The organism is Mammaliicoccus sp. D-M19 (genome assembly GCF_022386695.1).
GTDB classification, from domain to species: domain Bacteria; phylum Bacillota; class Bacilli; order Staphylococcales; family Staphylococcaceae; genus Mammaliicoccus; species Mammaliicoccus sciuri.
In genome coordinates this window covers 563,258-582,549 of the sequence record NZ_JAJNHW010000001.1, presented here as the reverse complement: position 1 = coordinate 582,549, position 19,292 = coordinate 563,258, and the positions used below count along the sequence as shown (strand labels likewise).

The following is a 19,292-nucleotide window of genomic DNA, read 5'->3' as shown; positions in this document are numbered from 1 at the left end:
TAAATTAGCATATATAAATTGTCGGAAATATGAAATAATATACAATATCAAAATAAGAGAGGTCACAACATGAAAGCAATCTTAATAGGTGTCTTGGCAGCTTTATTTTTTGCAGTTACATTTGTCGTTAATCATATGATGGCTAATGATGGCGGAAGTTGGTATTTTAGTTCCTCTTTACGTTTTATTTTTATGCTGCCATTTTTATATTTGTTTGTACTCATTAAGGGAAGAACAAAATTTGTTTTAAAGCATATTCAACAAAAGAAAAAGGCTTGGTTCATATGGAGTACAGTAGGTTTTGTATTATTTTATGTACCTATAACTTTTTCAGCAGAGTATAGCCCGGGGTGGTTGATTTCAGGTACTTGGCAAATAACAATTATTTGTGGCATGATATTGGCGCCATTATTTGTAGAGACAGTTGTGATAAATGGTAAAGAAACAATCGTTAGACATAAAATCCCATGGCGATCATTATTGATTTCAAGCATTATGTTTATCGGTATTATCATTATCCAAATTCCTCAAGCAAGTCAGATTAAATTGAACTTATTTTTATTAGGTTTCTTACCGATATTAATTGCAGCATTTAGTTATCCTTTGGGAAATAGAAAAATGATGCAAGTTGTGAACGGTGAGCTCGGTACAATTGAACGTGTATTTGGTATGACTTTAGTCACATTGCCTATTTGGATTGTTATATTTGTTGTTGGCGTACTTAAAGAAGGATTACCTTCTTCTAGTCAAGTTGTACAAGCATTTATCGTCGCACTATTTTCAGGCATTATCGCAACAATTCTATTTTTCTATGCTACAAATATTGTAAAGGATAACCAAGAACAATTAGCAGCAGTTGAAGCAACGCAGTCATTAGAAGTTGTATTTGCCATTATTGGTGAAATGATACTACTAGGCTTACCGTTACCAAATGGTTTAAGTATGATAGGTGTAGCGCTCATTATAATAGGTATGTTTATATATAGTTTTATCGATCATATTTCTTTTGGGAAATTTTTCAAAAAAATATGACGTGAGGTGTTTAAAAATCCTTTCACAGGGTAAAACATAAATGAATGGTCAATCATTCAATAAAGTTTAATGAAGGGTGATATAAAATGGCAGACGAAAACAAATTCGAACAAGCAAAAGGTAACATTAAAGAAACAGTTGGTAATGCAACAGATAACAAAGACTTAGAAACTGAAGGTAAAAAAGATAAAGCTTCAGGTAAAGCTAAAGAAGCAGTAGAAAATGTTAAAGATAAAGCAAACGAAGTTATCGATAAATTTAAGAAATAAAACATTTTTAACATAAGAAAAGCCATTAGACACGTTGACTGTCTAATGGCTTTTTAGTTACTTTACATCGTCTTTATCGATTTCCCATTTCATTTTGTAACGTTTATCTGATGAACGTAATTGTAATTGTACGTCATATTGATCCGCTTCAGGAACATCGTAGTATACATACCCAGTGTCAGATTCTCCAGGTTTAAGACTGAATGAGAATCCGTCATTTTTGTCATTCATACCATAGTATTTTGAAACTCTGCTTCCATCAGCTGTAACACCGAAGTTAGCATCTCCAACGATTAAGCTAGAGTTATTAATGTTTTCAAGTTTGTAGTTAACTTTTAATATTTTATCTTTTAATGGTTTAGTACCATCAGATGGTGGGTTAACATATTCGGCTCTTTCAACTGTAATCTTAGTACCGATTGCACTAATCCCGTTACCAACTGATGTTTGTCTATCGACGATAGATGAATCGTTATCATCTTCATCTGTATTTTCTTCTGTTGTAGATTCTTCAGTAGTAGACTCTTCAGTCGTTTCTTCCTCAGTAGACTCCTCAGTTGTTTCTTCTTCTGTTGAGTTCTCTTCAGTTGATTTTTCTTCTGTTTTGTTCGTAAACTCATCGATTTGGTCTTTGATTGGACCAGCAGCACATGCGCCTAAAATAACAGCTAAAATAATGAATATAACTAAACATCCACCACAGCCGAATAACCAAGGTTTCATACTAGAGCCATTACCGTCTCCCGATTGTTGTTGCTGATTATTACCATTTGTTTCGTTAAATGGATTATTTTGTTGTTCTGAGGTGTTTTGATTAAAAGGATTCTGATCTGATTGATTAGAATTAGCCATAATATTTCCCCCTTATTCATTACTTTATTTTAATAAAAAATTATTGTTTTCATATAATCGAAATTCTTGTGCGAAAGTTTTCAACTATTGATAAACAATTGTGTTAATTATTAATTGTTTTTAGTTTATAGTAAACTGGGAAATAAATCTAGACTTATTATTAAATTTATAAAAATTTAATAGTACTTTAATATTTAATGATTTTGTAGAATATGAATATTTGTAAATTTTATGCAAAAAGGGGTAATATAGTTATAAAGGAGTGATAAATATGTATAAAAATATTTTGTTTGGCATTGATACAGAAATGAAAAATCAAAAGGTTTTAGAACAAATTAATCACCTTGTCGGAGAAGGTTCTGAAGTTACATTACTTAATGTGGTCGCTGATAAAGACCTACAAGCTTCAGTTAGAATGGGTGTTCATTTAGATGAAATACAAGAAAAACGTCAAGAATCGATGAAGCATATCTTAGACTATTTTCATGAACACAACATTCAATATAAAATTGAATTTGCGAAAGGAAATCCTAAAACAGAATTAGTGCATAGAGCAAATAGTGGTGATTTTGATATTATTGTGTTAAGTAATAGAAAAGCAGAAGACACAGATAAAATGGTATTAGGTAGTGTCAGCCATAAAGTAGCTAAAAGAGCTAAAATTCCTGTATTAATTGTTAAATAGTAAGAGTATATTGATTTAAGTAATAGATTTCTTGAATCATCATGCATCGTTTCATAGAAAAAAGTCCTCGACTCATGTAAAATGAAAATAGAAGCATATTGGAGGAATGACTATGACTGATGGACAAAAGAAAGCGTTTCCGTATATCGTTGCAACGATTTCATTAGAAACTCAAGATGATATTGAAAAAACAGTGCAAGAACTCAATGCTCACAAAGATTCAATAGATATTGTTGAATTTAGAGCAGACACTTTAAAAAATACTTCAATTGAAAACATTAACGAAACATTAGAGCAATTTAAAAGTGCATATCATGATGCGCCAATTTTGTTCACTTATCGTTCAGTAGGACAAGGCGGTCATGGTGACTTTGATCATGAAACATATTACAAGATTATGCAAGATATTATATGTAACAAAAAAGCTGAATACGTCGATATTCAACTCGATACGTATGAAGATAATCTTATGAATTGTATTACAAAAGCTCAGCATCATGATGTTAAAATTATTATTTCACATCATGACTTTAAGTCGACGCCAGATGTTGAAGAAATGTTTGTCACATATGAGAAAATGGCAGAGTTAGGTGCGAATATTGGCAAGTTAGCCGTGATGCCACAAAATGAACGTCATTTATTATCGATGTTAAATGCTATGAATAGAGCTTATCATAAGTTGGATATTGATGTAATCGGTATCTCGATGGGTGAATTAGGTAAGATGACAAGAATTACTGGTGGTATGTTTGGATCTAAATTTACTTACGGTTTTGTTGGTAAAGAAGCAGCACCAGGTCAAATTCATGTTAAAGATATTAAAGAGCAGTTAGCTTTATATCAAAATTAATCACTGCATTATGCATAATAATTATGAAGCGAGTGTAGAAATCTTTTGAGACAATTTTAGATTTCTATCTCGCTTCTTTATTTTATGATACAATTGATAATAATTATCAATGAATTAGGAGTGTAAATAATGGAATTAAAGAAAGCGATTAAAGAAAGAAGAAGCGTCAAAAATTATGATTATGAAATGTATATAGACGAAGAAAAAGTATTTTCTTTAGTTGATTTAGCAACATACGCGCCGAACCATGGTATGAGAGAACCTTGGAGACTTGTGTATATTCATAAAAAACAAATTCCTGAATTTGCTGAAGAAGTTGCTGAATCGGCATTTGTTAATGATCCAGCTAAACAAGAAAAATATATTAATAAAGTTACTAAAGTTGGTGGCATGTTTGTCATATTGTCAAAACGAGACTCAAGACAAAAAGAAAACCTTGAAAATCAAATGGCAATCGGCGCATTTGTACAAAACTTAATGTTATTAATGCATGATGAGGAAATGGGCTCATGTTGGAAAACACCTGCATTTATCTTTAATCCATCATTTAGAAAAACAGTCGGCGCTCATGATGATGAAGATGTATGTGGATTTTTATATTTAACTGAAAAAGATTCAAGTGTTAAAGTGATGGAAAGAAAAAATAAATCATTAATTACTGAATGGTAAAAAGAAAACCCACAAATGAGTTCGTGAGCGCAATTGTGGGTTTTAATATGATTATTTTAAGTTCTCAGCTAAGAATGCTTTAACATCTTCTGGTGTTTTTGCATTTGCTGAATGTAAGTGTGCAAGTTTTTCGTTGTTTTTAAATACTAATAAACTTGGAATACCCATTACATCATTTTCAGTTGCTGCTTCAGGAACTTGGTCACGATTAATTTGATACCAATTGTATTGATTGTATTCATCAATAATTGGATCGATCCATTGATTCATTCTAGTGCAATCTGGGCACCAATCTGCGAAGAATTTAACGACAACTGGTTCATCACTTTGTGTAATCTCTTCAAATTCAGCATATTGACTTATTGTTCTCATATTTATTCTGCTCCTTAGAAATAATGATTATAAGGTAAGTATATCTTATTTCTAATATTTAAAAAAATATTTAACTCATTACTACATGTTCTGTACTAATATTGTTATAATGAAATTAAATAGACATATGGAGGTAAAGACATGATAAAATTTTATCAATATCCTAATTGTACAACTTGTAAAAAAGCAGCAAAGTTCTTAGAAATGAACGGTGCCAGTTTTGAACCGATTGATATTACTCAATTAACACCAACAGCTAAAGAATTAAAAGATATCATTGATGGTACAGACATCAATGTAAATCAATTATTTAATACTCGAGGCGCTAAATATCGCGAATTGGGATTAAAAGATAAAATGGATGATTTATCAGACAACGAAAAGTTTGATTTATTAGCATCTGATGGCATGTTAATTAAAAGACCTTTAGCCGTTTTAGGAAATAAAGTGACACTTGGTTTTAATGAAGACGAATATCGTCAAACTTGGTTATAAAAATAGTTGCTTGAATAATGGCTTTATGTCATGATTATAATTGAATTACATATAGGAGGGGATTACTTTGACAGTGCCTAGTGAGTTAAAATATTCAAAAGAACATGAATGGGTAAAAGTAGATGGAGATATCGTAACTATCGGTATTACTGATTTTGCTCAATCAGAATTAGGGGACATTGTGTTTGTTGAGTTGCCAGAAGAAGGTGACGAATTAACTAGTGGAGATTCATTCGGTAGTGTAGAATCTGTTAAAACAGTTTCTGAACTATATGCACCATTATCTGGTAAAGTCGTTGAAGTAAACGAAGAACTAGAAGACAGCCCTGAGTTTGTTAATGAATCATCATATGATAAAGCTTGGATGGTCAAAGTTGAACTATCTGATAAAGCTCAATTAGATGAATTATTAGATGCAGACGCTTATAGTGAAATGATAGGTGAATAACATAACATTAAACTCCACGATACTGATGTGTCATGGAGTTTTTTTGAAATATTTATTATGAAACTGAACAGCAATACTATCTCATTTGTAGAAGGTGATATTCATGGCGATGATTAAAAAGATTATAATCGTAGAAGGTATTTCTGATAAAAAACGAGTGGAAGAAGTATTAAATGATCATGTTCATATCATTTGTACCCATGGAACGATGGGTGTCGAAAAAATGGATGAGCTACTTGAAGAGATATATGGTTCTCAAGTATATGTCTTAGTAGATCAAGATAAAGAAGGTAAGAAAATTAGAAAATGGTTTAAGAAATATGCAAGTGAAAGTCAGCATATTTATATAGATTCTACATTTTCTGAAGTAGCGCGCTGTCCAAGACAATATTTAGCGAATGTGTTAAACTATCATGGATTTATTGTTAAGAATGATTTTGTATTGAAAGGGAAGTATCGTTACCATGAAACACACAGAAATATTGAACGATATATACAAGCATTTTGATAAAGATATCCATTTATTATTTGGATATACGCCAACATGTGGAACGTGCAAAATATCAGAACGCATGTTAGATATTGCAAACCAAGTGACACAATTACCTATTAATAAGTGTGACTTGAATTTTTACCCAGAATTCTGTAAAGAATTTGAAATCATGTCAGTACCCGTACTTTTTATCATGCATAAAGATCAAGTTATCCGTCGCATTTATGCCTTTCAGTCTGTTCCGTATATTGTAGAGAATATTCAAAAAGTTATTGACGATAAAAACTTATCATGATAGTATGAATTTAATTAAATACGTAATAACTCTTATCAAGAGTGGTGGAGGGATGTGCCCTTTGAAGCCCGGCAACCGTCATATAAATATGAAATGGTGCCAATTCACAAAAAGTGTTAACTTTTGGAGATGAGAGAAAGACAATTTTTGACGCCTTTCTCTTATTTTAAAGAGTGAGGCGTTTTTAATTTAGAGATTAGGAGGCAGCAGATTTGATCGAATTAAATAAAGTTGTTAAAACTTTCAAAACAAAAAAAGGTAACATAACAGCTGTTGACCATGTTGACTTAAACATAGATAAAGGAAGTATATATGGTGTAATTGGTTTTTCTGGTGCAGGTAAAAGTACGCTTATACGTATGTTTAATGGCCTAGAAACACCAACTGAGGGAGAAGTAATTGTAGACGGTGCGAATATCGGTCAATTATCAAAGCAAGACCTCAGATTAAAAAGACAAAAAGTAAGCATGATTTTCCAACATTTCAACTTACTTTGGTCTAGAACAGTTAAAGATAACATCGCATTTCCATTAGAAATCGCTGGTGTATCTAAAAGTGAAATTAATGAGAGAACAAAGGCACTCATTAAAAGAGTTGGATTAGAAGGACGCGAGAATGCATATCCTTCACAATTATCAGGAGGGCAAAAACAAAGAGTTGGTATTGCCCGTGCACTAGCTAATGATCCACATGTCTTATTATGTGACGAAGCAACAAGTGCACTCGATCCGCAAACTACTGATGAAATATTAGATTTATTAGTAGATATTAATAAAGAACTGGATTTAACTATCATATTAATCACACATGAAATGCATGTCATTAGAAAAATTTGTGACCACGTAGCAGTCATGGAGAACGGTAAGTTTGTTGAAGAGGGAGAAGTTATTAACGTATTTAATAACCCTCAAACTTATGTTACACAACGATTCGTTAAAGATGATCTTAAAGCAGATGATTTACAAAGAACTTTACATGACTTTAAGAAAGAACAATCAAATGGTGAAATTTGGAAATTAAACTTCGTTGGTGGAACAAGTTCTGATCCAGTGTTAGCGAAAATTATAAAAACTTATAATATCGATATTAACGTTATCGAAGGTGACGTTAAATTAACTCAAAATGGTACATTTGGACATATGATCGTTCATTTACCTCAAGGAGATTATTCTAAAGAAGCAATTAAGCAAGAATTGAATAATCTAGGCGTGAAAGTAGAGGTGAACGTAGGTGAATAAATCATTTGGAGATATCATAACAGAAATGGTCACGATGCCTAACGTACGATGGGATGCTGTATGGGAAGCATTGTATGAAACGTTATATATGACGATTATTTCTACAGTATTTACTTTAGTATTTGGATTAATCTTAGGAACTTTACTATTTTTAACATCAAGAGGAACATCTAAAAGTTCACGTGTATTCTATTCAATCGTTTCATTTGTTGTGAACCTATTTAGAGCTATTCCATTTATCATTTTAATATTATTATTACTACCTTTTACGGACATCTTACTAGGTACAATTAGTGGACCTAAAGGCGCTTTACCAGCATTGATTATTGGTGCATCACCATTTTATGCGCGACTTGTTGAAATCGGCATGAAAGAAATTGATAAAGGTGTTATTGAAGCGGCAGTTTCAATGGGTGCTACTACTTGGACAGTCGTTCGAAAAGTATTAATAAAAGAATCATTACCTGCTTTAGTATCGGGAATCACAGTTACAGCTATTGCTTTAGTTGGATCAACTGCTATAGCCGGTGTAATTGGTGCAGGGGGGTTAGGTAACTTAGCTTACCTAACTGGATTTACACGAAATCAAAATGACGTCATTTTAATTTCAACAATCTTTATTTTAATTATTGTTTTTGTCATCCAATTTATTGGAGATTTAATTGTAAAAAGAATTGATAAACGTTAAGGAGTGTTTTTTATGAAAAAAGTATTTGGGTTATTATTTATTTCAATTTTAACAGTCGTACTAGTAGCATGTGGTGGCGGTAGTGGCGACAAGAAAGAAAAGAACGAAACAATTAAAATTGGTGCATCACCAGCACCTCATGCTGAAATTTTAGAAGAAGCTAAACCACTTCTTAAAAAAGAAGGTTATGACTTAGAAATCAAGACAATCAATGATTACACAACACCTAACAAATTATTAGATAAAGGTGAACTTGATGCTAACTTCTTCCAACATACACCATACTTAAAAACTGAATCAAAAGAAAAAGGATATAAAATTGAATCAGCAGGTAACGTACATTTAGAGCCAATGGCAGTTTACTCTAAGAAATATAAAAAATTATCTGACTTACCAAAAAATGCAACAGTTTATGTTTCAAACAATCCAGCTGAAGAAGGTAGATTCTTATCATTCTTCGTTAAAGAAGGACTAATCAAAATTAAAGATGGCGTTAAACCAGTTGACGCAACATTTGATGATATTGTAGAAAACAAGAAAAATATTAAATTCAACAATAAACAATCAGCAGAATTTTTACCTAAATCTTATCAAGCAGACGAAGGTGACGCTACAATCATCAACTCTAACTTTGCAATCGAACAAGGATTAAATCCACTTAAAGATTCAATTGCAGTAGAAGGAAAAGATTCACCATATGCAAACTTAATTGCAGTTCAAAAAGGTCATAAAGACGACAAACAAATTAAAGCTTTAATGAAAGTCTTACAATCTAAAGAAATTAAAGACTTCATCAACAAGAAATACGACGGAGCTGTAATCGCAGCTAAGTAATAAGTTTGAAAAAACATCTAGCCATAAGGTTAGATGTTTTTTGTATAATTACTCATCTTTGAACATTATGTTTGTGTATGCTTTCATTTATAGATAAAATTTATTTAATTAAATGAAAAGGTGGTAAATTATGAAGATTATATTAGTTGGTGCTAATGGTACTATTGGTTCAGCAGTGGCAGAAGAGCTTGCGTCAAATGGACATGAAGTTGTGAAAGTTGGACGTAATTCAGGTGACTATCAAATGGATATGTCGAATGTAGAAGATATTAAGTTAATGTTTGAACAAATTCAAAATGTAGATGCAGTTGTTTCTACTGCAGGTGCAGCGAATTTTGATGATTTATCTGACTTAACACCTGAATCAAATGAAGTTGCAGTTACAAGTAAATTACTTGGACAAATCAACTTAGTACTGATCGGACAACATTATATTAATGATGGTGGAAGTTTCACATTAACAACTGGTGTTATTATGGACGAACCAATCAAAGGTGGCGTTTCATCGGCAATGGCTGGTGGTGGTATTCAAGCATTTGTGAAATCAGCTGCATATGAATTAAAACGTGATTTAAGAATTAATAATGTAAGTCCAAATGTAATTGAAGAAGCACTCGAAGATTATGGTGATTTCTTTAAAGGTTATCAAGCAGTCCCAGCTAAAAAAGCCGCTAAAGCATACTTGAAAAGTGTAGAAGGTATTCATTCCGGACAAACATACCGAATTTATGAATAATATTTTATAAAAAGCAGTCGTTCTCCCTTGGTAAATGGAGAGTCGATTGCTTTTTGTTTTGATAAGGATGAAAATATGGGGGAAGCTGCACGAAGATTGGTAGATATCGTGCGCAAGGGTATAAAATTAGGACCAACTGCACGAAGATTGGTAGATATCGTGCGCAAGGGTATAAAATTAGGACCAACTGCACGAAGACTAGTAGATATCGTGCGCAAGGGTACGAAAATAGGGCAAAACGCACGAAGACTGAGAGATATCGTGCGAAAGGGGTAAAAATAAAGCCGAACTGCACGAAGACTGGTAAATATCGTGAGATAATCAAAACTTAAATATATCCGTTAAAGAAATAAATAATCAGCATAAATACCGCAATGGCATATAATATGATACCGACAAATCTGTAATTCCTAACGTTGAATGTAGCGATTGTAATAATAGTAGCAGCAGTTAATAATGTGTTTAAGAGACTACTCAAATTAATAACATTGACTAAATTTAATAAAAGTATAAATGCGCATATTGCACTTATAACGAATGCAAATTGTTCATAGCGTTTCATGTAATTTTCCTTTCATAAACTGCATATTTATTTATCATCATTATAGTATATATTGGATAGAAAGGCATTCGGAAGACGTTGAAATAGAATATTTATAAATTGAGAATTAATTGAAATGATTATCATTTGAAAAACATTTCAGAAAAATACTTTATATGAACAGTTTCTTCTATATAAATAAAGCGAAAATGTTTATTTGCCCGTGTAACTACGTTATAATATTAAGGGTAAAGATTCACAGCAAACTTTGACGTTACATTAAAATTATTATAAACTAGAAAAGATAATGTAGGGTTATCTTTTTTAAATGTGAATAAATTCTCTGGAGGGAAAAATAATATGGCATCAATATTAGAAATCAAAGATTTACACGTAGAAATCGAAGGTAAGAAAATTCTTAAAGGTGTAGATTTAACTATCAAACAAGGTGAAATCCACGCAATCATGGGACCTAACGGTACTGGTAAATCAACTTTATCATCAGCAATCATGGGCCATCCTAGTTATGAAGTAACACAAGGTGAAGTTCTTCTTGATGGTGAAAATGTATTAGAAATGGAAGTTGACGAGCGTGCACAAGCTGGTTTATTCCTAGCTATGCAATACCCATCAGAAATTTCTGGTGTAACAAATGCTGATTTCTTACGTTCTGCAATTAACGCTAAACGTGAAGAAGGCGACGAAATTAACTTAATGCAATTCATTAAGCAATTAGATAAACAAATGGATCTATTAGAAATGGACCAAGATATGGCTCAAAGATACCTAAATGAAGGTTTCTCTGGCGGTGAGAAGAAACGTAACGAAATTCTTCAATTAATGATGTTAGAACCTAAATTTGCAATTTTAGATGAAATTGACTCAGGTTTAGATATTGACGCATTAAAAGTTGTATCAAAAGGTATTAACAAAATGCGTGGAGAAGACTTTGGTTGTTTAATTATTACTCACTATCAAAGATTATTAAACTATATTACGCCTGACTTTGTACACGTTATGATGCAAGGTAGAGTTGTTAAATCAGGTGGCGAAGAATTAGCAAAACGTCTTGAAGAAGAAGGTTACGAGTGGATTAAAGAAGAACTTAATATTGAAGACGAAACAATTAACGCTGAATAATATATGATCATGATAGTCAAGTAGGAGGAGTATAAATGGCAACTGAAACAAAGTTAAATATTAACGTTGAAGACTTAGTTAATTATTCAGCATCTCAAAATGAACCACAATGGATGACTGATTTAAGAAAAGAAAGTTTTCAAAAATTAGATACATTAGAAATGCCTAAACCAGACAAAACAAAAATTGACAGATGGGATTTTGATTCATTCAAAACACATGCTGTTACAAGTGAAACATTTGATACTATCGACAATTTACCAGAATCAGTTCGTAAAATTATCGATACTGAAAATGCTACAAACTTAATTGTTCAACATAATAATACACCTGCTTTTACTAAAGTAGATGAAAAATTAGTCGAACAAGGCGTTGTTATTAAAGATTTAAAAACAGCTTTAATTGAAAATAGTGAATTAGTACAAAAATACTTCATGACTGACGCAGTTAAAGTTGATGAACATAGATTAACAGCTTTACACGCAGCATTAGTTAACGGTGGTGTATTTGTATATGTACCTAAAAATGTTGTTGTAGAAGATCCTGTTCAATACGTTGTATTACATGATGATAGTGATGCAAGTTTCTTCAACCATGCGATTATCGTAACTGAAGAAAGTGCAGAATTAACATACGTTGAAAACTATTTATCTACAGTATCTTCAAACGAAGGTCAATTAAACATCGTTTCTGAAGTAATTGCTGGTGCAAACTCAAACATTACTTATGGTACAGTTGATTTCATGGATAAAGGCTTTACTGGTCACATTATCCGTCGTGGTACAGCAGCAGCTGATGCTACAATTGATTGGGCTTTAGGTTTAATGAATGATGGTAGTACAATTAACGACAACACGACTTATTTAATGGGTGATCGTTCAAACTGTAACTTAAAAACAGTCGTAGTTGGTCGTGGAGAACAAAAACAAAACTTTACAACACAAATTATTCAATATGGTAAAGAATCTAATGGCCATATATTGAAACATGGTGTTATGAAAGATAGTTCTTCTTCAATCTTTAATGGTATTGGTTATATCAAACACGGTGGTACGAAAGCAGATGCTCAACAAGAATCTCGTGTTCTTATGTTATCTGAAAAAGCACGTGGAGATGCAAACCCAATCTTATTAATTGATGAAGATGATGTAACAGCAGGACACGCAGCTTCAGTAGGTAGAGTAGATCCAACTCAACTTTATTACTTAATGAGTAGAGGTATTTCTCGTGAAGAAGCAGAACGTTTAGTTATTCACGGTTTCCTTGATCCAGTTGTATCTGCATTGCCAATCGAAGACGTTAAACGTCAATTACGTGAAGTTATTGAATTAAAAGTAACAACACAAATATAAAAAAGGCACAGAAAGGTCTGATAATGTGGCCGAATCAACATTTAATGTAGAAAAAATTATAAAAGATTTTCCGATATTAGAACAACAAGTTAACGGTAGTAGACTCGTGTATTTAGATTCATCAGCCACAAGTCAAACACCTACTCAAGTCACTGATAGCATTGTAGATTACTACAACCGTTATAATTCTAATGTTCACCGAGGTGTGCATACACTTGGTACACTTGCTACGGATGCTTATGAAAAAGCACGAGAAACTGTTAGAAGATTTATAAATGCACAATATTTTGAAGAAGTTGTGTTCACAAGAGGAACTACAACTGCAATCAACTTAGTGGCGCATAGTTACGGTGATGCAAATATTTCTGAAGATGATGAAATTGTCGTCACACAAATGGAACATCATGCGAATATCGTGCCATGGCAACAACTTGCTAAAAGAACAGGTGCTAAACTTAAATTTATTCCAATGTCAGAAAGTGGCGAACTTGAAAGAGACGCAATCGAAAGTACGATAAATGATCGAACTAAAATTGTCGCAGTCGCTCATGTGTCTAACGTATTAGGTACAATCAATGATGTTAAATATATTGCAGAAGTCGCACATCGTCATAATGCTGTTATTGCAGTAGATGGTGCGCAGTCAGCACCACATATGAAAGTGGATGTTCAAGATTTAGATGTAGACTTCTTTAGCTTTAGTGGTCATAAAATGTTAGGCCCTACTGGTATAGGTGTCTTATATGGTAAACGTGATTTATTAGATAAGATGGAACCAATCGAATTTGGTGGAGATATGATTGATTTTGTTGGATTAGAAGATGCAACATGGACAGACTTACCAACGAAATTCGAAGCTGGTACACCGCTTATTGCAGAAGCAATTGCTTTAGCTGAAGCGATTAAATATATTGATGCTATCGGTTTAGATAACATTCATCAACATGAGTATGATCTTGTGAATTATGCTTACAATGAAATGTCTAAAATTGATGGACTTGAAATATATGGACCTACACCTGAAAAAAGAGCTGGATTAATTACATTTAATGTAGAAGGTGTTCACCCACATGATTTAGCAACAGCATTAGATTCTGAAGGCGTAGCTGTAAGAGCAGGTCACCACTGTGCACAACCATTAATGAAATGGTTAAACCAATCTTCAACAGCAAGAGCAAGTTTCTATATTTATAATACTACTGAAGATGTTGACCAACTCATTCAGGCACTAAATGGCGCGAAGGAGTTTTTCTCTTATGAATTTTAACAATTTAGATCAACTATACCGTTCTGTCATTATGGACCACTATAAGAATCCTCGTAATAAAGGCGTTCTTGAAGATGGCTCTCTAACAATAGATATGAACAATCCGACATGTGGAGATCGCATCCGCTTAACATTAGATGTAGAAGATAATGTTATTAAAGATGCTAAGTTTGAAGGTGAAGGTTGCTCTATTTCAATGTCTAGCGCATCTATGATGACTGAAGCGGTTAAAGGTCATACAATTGAAGAAGCATTAGAAATGAGTCAAGAATTCTCAAACATGATGCTTGGTGAATCCTACGAAATTACAGAAGAAATGGGAGATATAGAAGCACTATCAGGTGTATCTAAATTCCCAGCAAGAATCAAATGCGCTACTTTAGCATGGAAAGCATTTGAAAAAGGAACAAAAGAGCAAAATAACGCGTAACTTTTGAAAAATGGGCGAACGCTATTATAAAAGAGGAGTGAAGAAAATGGCTAAAAAATCACCAGAAGTTGGAGATTATAAATATGGCTTCCATGATGAAGACGTTTCTATTTTCCGTTCAGGTAGAGGTTTAACAGAAGAAATCGTTAAAAAAATATCTGAAATGAAAGACGAACCACAATGGATGCTTGATTTTCGTTTGAAATCATTAAAACAATTTTACAAAATGCCAATGCCAATGTGGGGTGGCGATTTAACAGAGTTAAACTTTGATGAAATCACATACTACGTTAAACCATCAGAACGTTCAGAGCGTTCATGGGATGAAGTACCAGAAGAAATCAAAAATACTTTCGATAAATTAGGTATTCCTGAAGCAGAGCAAAAATATCTTGCAGGTGTATCTGCGCAATATGAATCAGAAGTTGTTTACCATAACATGGAACAAGACTTAGAAGAACAAGGTATTATCTTCAAAGATACTGATTCAGCATTACGTGAAAATGAAGAATTATTCAAAGAATATTTCGCAAGTGTTATTCCAGCTGCAGATAATAAATTCTCAGCATTAAACTCAGCAGTTTGGTCTGGTGGATCATTCATTTACGTACCAAAAGGCGTAAAATTAGAAACACCACTTCAAGCTTACTTCAGAATTAACTCTGAAAACATGGGTCAATTTGAAAGAACATTAATTATTGCTGATGAAGGTTCTTCAGTACACTATGTAGAAGGTTGTACAGCACCTGTTTATACGACTAATTCATTACACTCAGCTGTAGTTGAAATTATCGTTAAGAAAGATGCATACTGCCGTTATACAACAATCCAAAACTGGGCTAACAATGTTTATAACTTAGTTACAAAACGTACTTTCGTATATGAGAATGGTACGATGGAATGGATTGATGGTAACTTAGGATCTAAATTAACAATGAAATACCCATCTTGTTTCTTACTTGAAGAAGGCGCTAGAGGTATGACTTTATCTATCGCACTTGCAGGTAAAGGACAAGTTCAAGACGCTGGTGCAAAAATGATTCATAAAGCACCAAATACGTCATCAACAATTGTTTCTAAATCAATTTCTAAAAATGGCGGTAAAGTTGTTTACCGTGGTCAAGTACACTTCGGACGTAAAGCAACTGGCGCACGTTCAAACATTGAATGTGACACATTAATTATGGATAACGAATCTACATCAGATACAATTCCTTACAATGAAATCATGAACGATAACATTTCATTAGAACACGAAGCGAAAGTTTCTAAAGTATCTGAAGAACAATTATTCTACCTAATGAGCCGTGGTATTTCAGAAGAAGAAGCAACTGAAATGATCGTAATGGGCTTCATCGAACCATTTACAAAAGAATTACCAATGGAATACGCAGTAGAAATGAACCGTCTAATCAAATTCGAAATGGAAGGTTCAATTGGATAGGCTTAAAGCCTGCCGTTATGCGATTCTTATTTAGCAAAAAGCACGATTGATACCATTTTGATACCATTTACTTTTTAAATGTTGTCAAATTTGTGTAATCTATCGTGCTTTTTTATTTGGTTAATTATCTATGCAATGTTTTACGTACTCATGAATTTTATGAAGTGCGAACTCTATATTATCTGTAGTTTCATATGAATAAGATAATCGAATAGTATTTTCTTCGCCACCATAGATAAATCCTGGGTTCAACAAAATTTTTTCTTTATGAAGTAAGTCTAAAAATAATTTCTTCGTATTTACACCATCTTTAAACTTTATCCATATAAAAAATCCTCCTAATGGTATATGCCATGTAGCTATTGTAGAGAATAGTTTATCTAATATTGTTAGCATAAAGTTTTGTTTATCTTTTAAAATTTTTCTTAGTCTTGTTAAATGAATATCATAGTCACCGCTTTTAAGCATTTCATATACAACTGCTTGTGATAATATACTAGAACCATAATCACTTTGCATTCTGATATCGGCTAATTGTTCTATAACTTTTTCTGAAGCGGCGATCCAACCAATTCTTAATGCAGGTGCAAGAGTTTTTGAAAAACTACTTATATAAAAAACCTTACCAATATTATCAAATGATTTTAATGGAGGAGAGGGCTTTTCTTCAAACCATAAATCTCTATAGATATCATCCTCAATTACAGGTATATTGTGCCGACAACTTAACTTAATGATGCTTTCTTTACTATGAGATGATAAAGACTGACCAGTAGGATTGTTAAATGTAGATTCTACGTATATTACTTTGTCTTTATAGTGATGATATTTTTGAATTGTCTTATTAAATTGTTGATTATTGCTATATGGAATCTTTATTTGTTTTAAATTAGACGTGTTAAAGATATGAGTTGAATCAATGTATGAAGGAGTAAACGAAAATACTAATGCGTTTTGACTTAAAAAACCAGTTGTTAATAGATGAATTGCATGAAGTGCCCCTGAAGTTACAAGGATATTATTTTGGGTAACATTTATACCTTCATGTTTTAATCTATTTGCTATTAATTTACGTAATTTATTATATCCAAATCCATTATTGTAGCCAAAAGATAAATTACCTATATATTTTGAAACTTCTTTTAAAGCATTTTTTAAATATAAATGAGGTAGTAGATCTTCAGATAGCTCACCTTTACTAATATGAATGTAATTTAAATCAGTTTCAAATTTATTAATTAATTGTACTGTATAATCACTCCTACTACTATAAGACCACTTCATCATTTCTGTCCATTTAGTTGAAATGTAACCTTCATCAAAATAGTTATTTACGTAAGTACCACTTCCAATCATAGTATAAACAAAGCCTTCTGCTTCTAATAACTCTATACTTTTGATAACAGTTACTCTATTCACCTTAAATTGTTTTGCTAAAACTCTTTGGGAAGGAATACGCATTCCATAAAACCATTCACCACGCATTATTTTATCCCGTATATATGAAGCTATTTCTTTATATTTAATGATAAATCACCTCTCAAAAATTGGTTGTATGATTATAAATATAATTGGTTGTACTTATTTTACATTATTTTCCTTAATATAAGAATATCTTATGAAGAAAAGAGTGGATAAAATGAGTTTAATTAAAAAGAATAGTTATGCAAGATATGATCCATACATATTATTCGCTTTTTCATTAACCATTATTTTATGGGCATCTGCATTTCCAATGATTAGAATTGCTCTAGCAGATTTTAAAGCTGAGAATTTATCTGCGATAAGATTATTTATTGCCTCAATAGTGTTAATAGTGCTGGCAGTTATAAAAAAATACCCACTTCCTGAAAAAAATGATATCCCATTAATAATGTTGCTTGGATTTAGTGGATTTACTATCTATCATGTGGCATTAAGTTTTGGTGAATATTATATTAGTGCTGGCGTAGCAAGTTTATTGGTTTCAACTACTCCAATTTTCTCAGCTATACTTGCAAAGTATTTTTTAAAAGAAAGATTTACAAAAAAATCATGGTATGGTTCATGTATTGCTTTTTTGGGAGTTGGATTATTAAGCTTAAGTAGTGGCAATAATAAAGTAATGGGGTTTGGGGTTATTTTAGTTTTGATTGCCTCGTTAGGTGAGAGCATTTACTTCGTTTTTCAAAATAAGTTTTTGAATAAATATGGTTTTATTCCTTTTACAATTTATACGATTATCTCTGGTACGATATTTACAATTATATTTTTACCTGATGCAATTAATGAATTACAATCAGCAAGTAATATTTCTGTTTTAGCTGTCATATATCTAGGTATATTTCCTAGTGTGATTCCATATATTGCTTTAGCTTATACAATACAGAAAATTGGTACATCTGAAGCCACAATGTCTCTTTATTTAACACCAGTTATTTCATTAATATTATCTTATTTGATACTACAAGAGATACCATCACAATTAGCTATAATTGGCGGTATTATAACTATTATTGGAGTAACTCTAATATCAGTAAAAGAAAGAAATTAAAAAAACTCTCATTTGAATGAGAGTTTTTTGAAATTATTATTAAATCAAATCTTATAGCTGTTTATCTATTTTGTAACATTATTAAAGTAATTATTAATGTTTTTAATAGTATTTAATATGATTATGCGTTTTGTTTTACTAAACTTATTTACTTTTTTTATAATTACAGGTTTTTCATTTTTATCAAAATTCCACGTCCATATCAATAGATGTAAGTTTAATTTATCAATTGCATTGTATGGCTTATCTGGTCTATCTTTATTTCTATAGATAAATGTTCTTTTAATTACATTAAAAATACATTTATACTTATTAATATTTAAAAAGATGATAGTATCAGCTTCTAATAATCTTTCATCTAGAATGTTAGTGTAATTACCTTCTATGATCCAAGTGTCATTACTAAGTATTTTCTTTTGTATATCACACTTTTGTTTATAACTAACAGGTTTCCAGTCTGATTTTCTCATTAAATTATCTAAATGATACACTTCGATACTTAATTCTCTAGATAGTTTTTTAGATAGATATGATTTTCCTGAACCACTTGAACCAAGTATAACAACTTTCTTCATATGATCTCACACCCAAACAGAAATTCTATATTCGTTTTATAATTTATTATTATA

The 19,292-nt window shown here is 31.9% G+C and carries 25 protein-coding genes and 1 riboswitch; of the genes, 20 read left to right on the top strand and 5 right to left on the bottom strand.

Annotation, left to right across the window (positions count from 1 at the left end):
* Window positions 1–69 precede the first annotated feature (69 nt).
* Together LQ675_RS02980 and LQ675_RS02975 are read left to right on the top strand one after the other, a co-directional pair.
* A complete protein-coding gene (locus LQ675_RS02980) occupies window positions 70–1,032 on the top strand; it encodes a DMT family transporter (protein WP_208182794.1) in 963 nt (320 codons plus the stop codon).
* An 86-nt stretch (window positions 1,033–1,118) separates the two neighbouring features.
* Window positions 1,119–1,301 carry a CsbD family protein gene (locus LQ675_RS02975; RefSeq protein WP_048540227.1) on the top strand — a complete coding sequence of 61 codons (183 nt, stop codon included), beginning with the start codon at window positions 1,119–1,121 and terminating at the stop codon, window positions 1,299–1,301.
* Window positions 1,302–1,358: 57 nt separating this feature from the next.
* On the opposite strand, the gene LQ675_RS02970 is transcribed toward LQ675_RS02975, so the two are convergent.
* Window positions 1,359–2,153 (bottom strand): DUF4352 domain-containing protein, encoded by a 795-nt coding sequence (locus tag LQ675_RS02970; RefSeq protein ID WP_048540225.1) that lies wholly within the window; start codon window positions 2,151–2,153, stop codon window positions 1,359–1,361.
* 271 nt (window positions 2,154–2,424) lie between these two features.
* Here LQ675_RS02970 and LQ675_RS02965 point away from each other — a divergent pair, with 271 nt between their 5' ends.
* The 3 genes from LQ675_RS02965 (at window position 2,425) to LQ675_RS02955 (ending at window position 4,357) form a co-directional block, all read left to right on the top strand.
* On the top strand, window positions 2,425–2,838 hold the full coding sequence (locus LQ675_RS02965; RefSeq protein WP_048540223.1) for a universal stress protein: 414 nt from the start codon (window positions 2,425–2,427) through the stop codon (window positions 2,836–2,838).
* Window positions 2,839–2,950: 112 nt separating this feature from the next.
* Entirely contained in the window at window positions 2,951–3,688 is a 738-nt protein-coding gene (gene aroD, locus LQ675_RS02960; protein ID WP_058591564.1) for a type I 3-dehydroquinate dehydratase, read from the top strand.
* Between the two features lie 129 nt (window positions 3,689–3,817).
* Entirely contained in the window at window positions 3,818–4,357 is a 540-nt protein-coding gene (locus LQ675_RS02955; protein ID WP_239726621.1) for a nitroreductase family protein, read from the top strand.
* A gap of 51 nt (window positions 4,358–4,408) precedes the next feature.
* Here the strand turns inward: LQ675_RS02955 and LQ675_RS02950 are convergent, their stop codons facing one another.
* Window positions 4,409–4,729 (bottom strand): thioredoxin family protein, encoded by a 321-nt coding sequence (locus LQ675_RS02950; RefSeq protein ID WP_037588811.1) that lies wholly within the window; start codon window positions 4,727–4,729, stop codon window positions 4,409–4,411.
* Between the two features lie 141 nt (window positions 4,730–4,870).
* Between LQ675_RS02950 and LQ675_RS02945 the strand changes: the two genes are divergently transcribed.
* From LQ675_RS02945 to LQ675_RS02905, 9 genes are all read left to right on the top strand, one after another.
* Window positions 4,871–5,224 (top strand): arsenate reductase family protein, encoded by a 354-nt coding sequence (locus tag LQ675_RS02945; protein ID WP_048540217.1) that lies wholly within the window; start codon window positions 4,871–4,873, stop codon window positions 5,222–5,224.
* A 67-nt stretch (window positions 5,225–5,291) separates the two neighbouring features.
* Window positions 5,292–5,672: a glycine cleavage system protein GcvH gene (gene gcvH / locus LQ675_RS02940; RefSeq protein WP_025904367.1), complete on the top strand. Its 381-nt coding sequence runs from the start codon at window positions 5,292–5,294 to the stop codon at window positions 5,670–5,672.
* 103 nt (window positions 5,673–5,775) lie between these two features.
* Complete coding sequence (locus tag LQ675_RS02935) at window positions 5,776–6,180, top strand: toprim domain-containing protein (RefSeq protein ID WP_025904368.1); 405 nt, start codon at window positions 5,776–5,778, stop codon at window positions 6,178–6,180.
* Entirely contained in the window at window positions 6,137–6,460 is a 324-nt protein-coding gene (locus LQ675_RS02930; protein WP_048540213.1) for a thioredoxin family protein, read from the top strand. The genes LQ675_RS02935 and LQ675_RS02930 overlap by 44 nt, the downstream gene beginning before the upstream one ends.
* A 29-nt stretch (window positions 6,461–6,489) precedes the next feature.
* Window positions 6,490–6,596, top strand: a riboswitch (SAM riboswitch).
* A gap of 76 nt (window positions 6,597–6,672) precedes the next feature.
* Entirely contained in the window at window positions 6,673–7,698 is a 1,026-nt protein-coding gene (locus tag LQ675_RS02925; protein WP_058591562.1) for a methionine ABC transporter ATP-binding protein, read from the top strand.
* Entirely contained in the window at window positions 7,691–8,386 is a 696-nt protein-coding gene (locus LQ675_RS02920) for a methionine ABC transporter permease (RefSeq protein WP_025904371.1), read from the top strand. Before LQ675_RS02925 ends, LQ675_RS02920 begins: the two co-directional genes overlap by 8 nt.
* Before the next feature lie 12 nt (window positions 8,387–8,398).
* Complete coding sequence (locus tag LQ675_RS02915; protein WP_048540210.1) at window positions 8,399–9,220, top strand: MetQ/NlpA family ABC transporter substrate-binding protein; 822 nt, start codon at window positions 8,399–8,401, stop codon at window positions 9,218–9,220.
* Window positions 9,221–9,350: 130 nt separating this feature from the next.
* The gene (locus LQ675_RS02910) at window positions 9,351–9,956 is read left to right on the top strand and encodes a short chain dehydrogenase (protein ID WP_058591561.1); all 606 of its coding nucleotides are present in this window, start codon (window positions 9,351–9,353) and stop codon (window positions 9,954–9,956) included.
* Window positions 9,957–10,031: 75 nt separating this feature from the next.
* Window positions 10,032–10,232, top strand: a complete 201-nt coding sequence (locus tag LQ675_RS02905) for a hypothetical protein (protein ID WP_232182482.1) — start codon at window positions 10,032–10,034, stop codon at window positions 10,230–10,232.
* Window positions 10,233–10,284: 52 nt separating this feature from the next.
* On the opposite strand, the gene LQ675_RS02900 is transcribed toward LQ675_RS02905, so the two are convergent.
* Window positions 10,285–10,518 (bottom strand): hypothetical protein, encoded by a 234-nt coding sequence (locus tag LQ675_RS02900; RefSeq protein ID WP_048540205.1) that lies wholly within the window; start codon window positions 10,516–10,518, stop codon window positions 10,285–10,287.
* Window positions 10,519–10,857: 339 nt separating this feature from the next.
* Between LQ675_RS02900 and sufC the strand changes: the two genes are divergently transcribed.
* Genes sufC through sufB form a run of 5 tightly spaced genes read left to right on the top strand, consistent with a single transcriptional unit; the run spans window position 10,858 to window position 16,130 of the window.
* The gene (sufC, locus tag LQ675_RS02895) at window positions 10,858–11,637 is read left to right on the top strand and encodes a Fe-S cluster assembly ATPase SufC (protein ID WP_048540204.1); all 780 of its coding nucleotides are present in this window, start codon (window positions 10,858–10,860) and stop codon (window positions 11,635–11,637) included.
* A 35-nt stretch (window positions 11,638–11,672) separates the two neighbouring features.
* Entirely contained in the window at window positions 11,673–12,989 is a 1,317-nt protein-coding gene (gene sufD, locus LQ675_RS02890) for a Fe-S cluster assembly protein SufD (protein ID WP_058591560.1), read from the top strand.
* Window positions 12,990–13,014: 25 nt separating this feature from the next.
* Entirely contained in the window at window positions 13,015–14,256 is a 1,242-nt protein-coding gene (locus tag LQ675_RS02885) for a cysteine desulfurase (protein ID WP_078355570.1), read from the top strand.
* Window positions 14,246–14,686 (top strand): Fe-S cluster assembly sulfur transfer protein SufU, encoded by a 441-nt coding sequence (gene sufU / locus LQ675_RS02880; protein WP_048540200.1) that lies wholly within the window; start codon window positions 14,246–14,248, stop codon window positions 14,684–14,686. The genes LQ675_RS02885 and sufU overlap by 11 nt, the downstream gene beginning before the upstream one ends.
* A 46-nt stretch (window positions 14,687–14,732) precedes the next feature.
* Complete coding sequence (sufB, locus tag LQ675_RS02875; RefSeq protein WP_025904379.1) at window positions 14,733–16,130, top strand: Fe-S cluster assembly protein SufB; 1,398 nt, start codon at window positions 14,733–14,735, stop codon at window positions 16,128–16,130.
* 120 nt (window positions 16,131–16,250) lie between these two features.
* Here sufB and LQ675_RS02870 read toward each other — a convergent pair whose 3' ends face one another.
* Window positions 16,251–17,660, bottom strand: a complete 1,410-nt coding sequence (locus LQ675_RS02870) for an aminotransferase-like domain-containing protein (RefSeq protein ID WP_325867907.1) — start codon at window positions 17,658–17,660, stop codon at window positions 16,251–16,253.
* A 109-nt stretch (window positions 17,661–17,769) separates the two neighbouring features.
* Here LQ675_RS02870 and LQ675_RS02865 point away from each other — a divergent pair, with 109 nt between their 5' ends.
* Window positions 17,770–18,663 carry a DMT family transporter gene (locus LQ675_RS02865; protein WP_239726624.1) on the top strand — a complete coding sequence of 298 codons (894 nt, stop codon included), beginning with the start codon at window positions 17,770–17,772 and terminating at the stop codon, window positions 18,661–18,663.
* A gap of 65 nt (window positions 18,664–18,728) precedes the next feature.
* Here the strand turns inward: LQ675_RS02865 and LQ675_RS02860 are convergent, their stop codons facing one another.
* On the bottom strand, window positions 18,729–19,238 hold the full coding sequence (locus tag LQ675_RS02860) for a P-loop NTPase family protein (RefSeq protein WP_103361032.1): 510 nt from the start codon (window positions 19,236–19,238) through the stop codon (window positions 18,729–18,731).
* Between the last annotated feature and the right edge of the window lie 54 nt (window positions 19,239–19,292).